Origin of the sequence: Streptomyces sp. HSW2009 (assembly GCF_040240285.1) — a bacterium.
Taxonomy (GTDB): Bacteria; Actinomycetota; Actinomycetes; order Streptomycetales; family Streptomycetaceae; genus Streptomyces.
The window spans coordinates 1-3,787 of record NZ_JBEHZD010000660.1 but is presented as its reverse complement, the minus strand read 5'-3'; the positions used below and the strand labels follow the sequence as shown (position 1 = coordinate 3,787).

The window sequence follows — 3,787 nt, the reverse complement described above, 5'->3', positions numbered from 1 at the left end:
CCGCCCCCCCCCCTCCCCACCCCACGCCTTCGCGGCGCCCGCGCACCATTTTAAAACCCCCCCGCCCCCGCCCCCCGCGGGGGCCCCCCCGGGCCCCCGCCCGGCCGGCCCGGACACCGGCGGACCCGCAGCCGGCGGCCAATGCCTCGGCGGCCCGGACCCCGGCGGCCCGGACCCCGATGGACCGCACGCCCCTGGACTCACGGGCCGTGCCCCGGTCGACGGGCGACCCGTGCGGGTGCCGATGCGTACCGACACCGTCTTCGACCTGGCCTCGCTGACCAAGCTGTGCACCGCCCTGCTGGTGGCGGGCGAAGTGGAACGGGGCACGCTCGCGCTCGACCGCCCGGCCGCCCGCTACGCGCCCGAGCTGACCGGCGCCGCCGCGTACGGCATCACCGTGCGGCAGTTGCTCACCCACACCTCCGGGCTGCGGCCCGAGCTGCCGCTGTACGCGCTGCCCAGCGGGCCGCCCGGCGCCGAGCACGCGGCGCGGTGGGCGGCGGTCGCCGGCGAGCCGCCGCTGACCGAACCCGGCGGCGCGTACCGCTACTCCGACCTCAACCTGCTGCTGCTCGGGCGGATTCTGGAGCGGGTCACCGGGCACGGGCTCGACCGGCTGCTGCGGGAGCGGATCACCGGGCCGCTCGGCATGGACCGCACCCGCTTTCGCCCGCCCGCCGCCTGGCGGCCCGCGATCGCCGCCACCGAGGACCAGCGCGCCCCGTGGGGCAAGCTCGACCGGGGCCCGGTGCACGGCGAGGTGCACGACGAGAACGCGTACGCGCTCGGCGGGGTCGCCGGGCACGCCGGGCTGTTCGCGCCGGCCGGCGACCTGGAGGTGCTGTGCCGGGCGCTGCTGGGCGGCGGCAGCCACCGCGGCACCCGCATCCTGGCCGCTGAGTCGGTCGATGCGCTGCTCGCGCCGCCGGGGCTCGGGTTCGCGGTGGACCAGGGGTGGTTCATGGGCGAGCTGGCCGGGCGCGGCGCGGCCGGGCACACCGGGTTCACCGGGACCAGCCTCGTGCTCGACCGGGCCAGCGGCGGCTATCTGGTGCTGCTTGCCAACACCGTCCACCCGCGGCGGAGACCGGCCGACAACCGGCCGCGGGCCGCCGCCGCGAGCTGGCTGGCCCGGGCGCTCGGCGCGGCGCCACCGGCCCCGTACAGCCAGTAAAATTCCACGGATGCACGCCTCCCGACCTGCCGCCGACGACGCGGGCCAGCACCCCCCGATCACCGGTGAGAGCCTGCGCCTCGCGCTCGCCGCCCTGCTCGACGGGCTCCCGCCCAGCCAGGCCGCGCAGGCCGTCGAGCGGCTGATCGGCACCTATCGGGGGCGCACCCCCACCTCGGCGCCGGTGCTGCGCGACCGCTCCGACGTCGCCGCGTACGCCGCCTACCGGATGCCCGCCACCTTCGAGGCCGTACGGCACGCGCTCGGGGCGTTGCGGGACGCCGCCCCGCGCTGGCTGCCGGCCAGCCATCTGGACATCGGTGGTGGGACCGGGGCCGCGACCTGGGCGACGGCCGCCACCTGGGCCGACGGGCAGCGGACCGGCGCCGTGTACGACTGGGCCGAGCCGGCGCTCGCGCTCGGCCGGGAGCTGGCGGCCGACGCGGAATCGGCCGCGCTGCGCGCCATGCGCTGGCAGCGCCGCCCCATCGGCGCGGGCTTCACCCTCCCCGAGCCGGCCGACCTGATCACCGTCTCCTACCTGCTGGGCGAGCTGACCGAGGCGGACCGGGACGCGGTGGTGGCGGCTGCGGCCGGCGCCGGGCAGGCCGTCGTGGTCGTCGAACCCGGCACCCCGGAGGGCTACGCCCGGGTACTGCGGGCCCGCGCCCAGCTCATCGCCGCCGGCCTGACCGTCATCGCGCCCTGCCCGCACGACCTCGACTGTCCGATCACCCCCGGCACCAACTGGTGCCACTTCGCGGCCCGGGTCAGCCGCTCCTCGCTGCACCGCCAGGTCAAGGGCGGCTCGCTGTCGTACGAGGACGAGAAGTTCAGCTACGTGGTGGCCGTGGCGCCCTCGATGGCCCCGGCCGCCGGGCGCGGCCCCGCGCACCGGGTGGTGCGGCACCCGCAGATCCGCAAGGGGCAGGTGCTGCTCGACCTGTGCACGGCGGACGGGGAACTGCGCCGCGAGGTGGTCACCAAGCGACGCGGTGCGCTCTACCGCAGCGCCCGCGACGTGGCCTGGGGCGATACGTGGCCGCCGGCGGACGGCCCGGCCACGGACTGAACCGGACTGGACCGGACGGACTGGACTGAACCGGAGCAGGCCGGGGCGGCGCCGTCGGACACGGGCCCTGGACGGTGGCGCCGCACCCGGCCCGCCGGACGGCTCGCGCCGTGCGCACCGCTGATGGGGCTGGCATACGCGCTGGTCAGGAAGGTGTTCGTGCCGGTTGCGGGGCGGCGCCCTGAGCGGTGGCGTACGGCAGGCGGTCCTGCGGCAGACGGTCGTAGGACAGGCGGTCGTAGGACAGGTGGTCGTGCGGTCCGTGGCCCGTGTGGCGGCCCAGGCCGGTGGTCAGCGCAGCTCCTGCGTGCAGCACTTGACGCTGCCGCCGCCCTTGAGGAGTTCGCCGAGGTCGAGCCCGATCGGCTCGTACCCGCGGGCCCGCAGCGGTTCGAACAGGCCCACCGCCTCCTGTGGCAGCAGCACGTGGCGGCCGTCGCTGACGGCGTTGAGGCCGAAGGCCGCCGCGTCCGCCTCGGTGGCGATCAGCGCATCGGGGAAGAGCCGGGCCAGCACGGCCTGGCTGCCGGGCGAGAACGCGCCCGGGTAGTACATGACGTCGTTGTCGGTGGCGTCGTCGAGCACGGCGAGCGCCGTGTCCAGGTGGTAGTAGCGCGGGTCGACCAGGTCGAGCCCGATCACCGGGCGGCCGAAGAACTCCTGCGCCTCGGGGTGCGAGAGCGGGCTGCTGCGGAAGCCGCGGCCGGCCAGCAGCAGCGAGGCGGTGACGGCGAAGTCGCCCTCGCCCTCGTTGATGTGCTCCGGCTCCCACACGTCGGCGTAGCCGTGGGCGCGGAACCAGGCGGCGTGCGCGACGGCCTCCGCGGTGCGCTCGGGGTGGGCGAACCTGGCGCCGAGCACCCGCCCCTCCACGACCAGCGCACCATTGGCGGCGAACACCATGTCGGGCAGCGCCGGGTCGGGCACCAACTCGTCGACGGTGTGGCCCAGCGCCCGGTAGCGGTCGCGCAACTCCTCCCACTGGGTGCGGGCCAGCGCGAGGTCGACGGGCTTGGACGGGTCCATCCAGGGGTTGATGGAGTACGTGACCTTGAAGTGTGTGGGTGGGCACATCAGGTAGCGGCGCGGGGTCGCGCGGCGCGCAGACGTACGCAACGAGGTCTCCTCCCGGTGGCGGTGGCTACGCACGGATCGCGTGCGCACCAAAATCGTCCATCCTCATGAACCGCAGTGCATGGACCGAACGGGCCATCTCCAACTAGCCCAGGATGACCTGTCGCGCGGTCGTTATGAACCGATTGGCCGGGAATGGTGACCCTTCACACGGAGGTGCGGTCGGGCGGCCGGCGTGGCGGCCCGCGGCCCCGCCGTGGCCGGGGGCCCGGGCGCGGTGGGCCCGGTGCGGGTCACCGGCGTCCGTCGGTTGCACCGCAGGGGCGGGTCGTTCGCCGTACGGGGGGTGCTGGCCGATTCCGTACGCGACGCGACCGCCCCGCCCCGGGCCGGGGTGCGGCGGTCGCGGGGGGGGGGGGGGGGGGTGGGGGGGGGGCCGGGGGGGGGGGGGGCCCGCGGCGGGG

2 protein-coding genes and 1 pseudogene are annotated in these 3,787 nt (G+C 76.4%); 2 read left to right on the top strand and 1 reads right to left on the bottom strand.

The window, feature by feature from the left end:
- Nucleotides 1–166: 166 nt before the first annotated feature.
- Both AAHZ94_RS30325 and AAHZ94_RS30320 read left to right on the top strand, forming a co-directional pair.
- Nucleotides 167–1,177 (top strand): annotated as a pseudogene (locus tag AAHZ94_RS30325) (serine hydrolase domain-containing protein); the annotation flags it as partial.
- A gap of 10 nt (nt 1,178–1,187) precedes the next feature.
- Nucleotides 1,188–2,249 carry a small ribosomal subunit Rsm22 family protein gene (locus AAHZ94_RS30320; protein ID WP_349996930.1) on the top strand — a complete coding sequence of 354 codons (1,062 nt, stop codon included), beginning with the start codon at nt 1,188–1,190 and terminating at the stop codon, nt 2,247–2,249.
- A 291-nt stretch (nt 2,250–2,540) separates the two neighbouring features.
- On the opposite strand, the gene ddaH is transcribed toward AAHZ94_RS30320, so the two are convergent.
- Nucleotides 2,541–3,398, bottom strand: coding sequence for a dimethylargininase (gene ddaH, locus AAHZ94_RS30315; protein WP_349996932.1), 858 nt, complete (start codon nt 3,396–3,398; stop codon nt 2,541–2,543).
- Nucleotides 3,399–3,787 lie beyond the last annotated feature (389 nt).